The organism is Pseudomonas sp. MHK4, assembly GCF_054600775.1.
Window position 1 is genome coordinate 1 of sequence record NZ_BAAIAK010000044.1, and the last position, 965, is coordinate 965.

A 965-nucleotide genomic window follows, 5' to 3' on the forward strand; every position below is an offset into this window, starting at 1 on the left:
CAGCCGAACCCTGCTGCAAGAAGATCCCCACGAAGTAATATCCCGTGGCAACACTGGCTTCGATCAGTTGTTGGCTCAGGCGCAAGTGTTCATGGCCGTGAAGCTTGAAATGCTGACGCATCGCTCCGTTCTGAAGGTTGATGTTGGCTTTGTAATGGCCGTTTTCGGCGGCGATGCGGTACAGCCGTTCGATCTCGACGTCGACGCTCTTGTCTTGCTTTAGCTGATTGTTCCTCTGCAACCAGCGGGCGTATTGGAACAGCACATCTGTTTCGGCTGAGGGGGCAGGAATTTTTTCGTGGGCGCAGGTAAAGGCGAAATTGGCCTTGATGTCGGTGAGCGGATTCACATGAGGGTCCTTCTTCATATAGGTAAAGGCGCTGCGGCTATCACAAGCGGCCAACAGCAGGCACAACAGCAAGAGCACGAGACGCATCAGTCGAGATCCTTCAGGGTGGCTTTGTCGTAATAAAATTCGACGAGCGAAGCACAGGGCGCATCCTTCTTTTCCTGAAACTTTTTATTGTCATTGACGATCGTCTGCCAGGCCTTGAACGCCTCATCCGCATCATCCTGCACCCCCATCCCATTCGTATGCATATCCCACAACCGCCGCCGCAGCGCCTGGGTCACGCTCGCCCACTCATGGGCAATGTTCAGCTCGCTATCAACCTGCATGCTGCGGGTGTTGATGTTGGCCGAGCCGTGGGTGGTGAACACGTCGTTGACGATCATCAGCTTGGAGTGGATGTACACCGGCATCCATTTGTCGCCCGCCTTCAGGTCGTTGGCGACCAACGAGCACACATGAACTTTCAGGTTGGGAATGTTCTCCGGAACAAGGGTGCTGTCCTTGATTTGCCGGATGTGCCAATCGAGTTTTTCCTGCCACTGGGCAAGCTCCTGATGCCCGACGCGATCGCTTGGCTCGGGCCGTGGCCGGGGTGGTGCGTCGGCTTTGACCT

Annotated in this window: 1 protein-coding gene and 1 pseudogene; both read right to left on the reverse strand. The window is 55.6% G+C overall.

The annotated features are described in order from the left end of the window. Positions 1-436: pseudogene (locus ACYP2Q_RS31425) on the reverse strand (SEL1-like repeat protein); the annotation flags it as partial. Next, positions 436-965: phospholipase D-like domain-containing protein (locus ACYP2Q_RS31430; RefSeq protein ID WP_459734098.1), on the reverse strand; the 530-nt coding region annotated here is incomplete at its 5' end. The gene ACYP2Q_RS31430 and the pseudogene ACYP2Q_RS31425, both read right to left, overlap by 1 nt.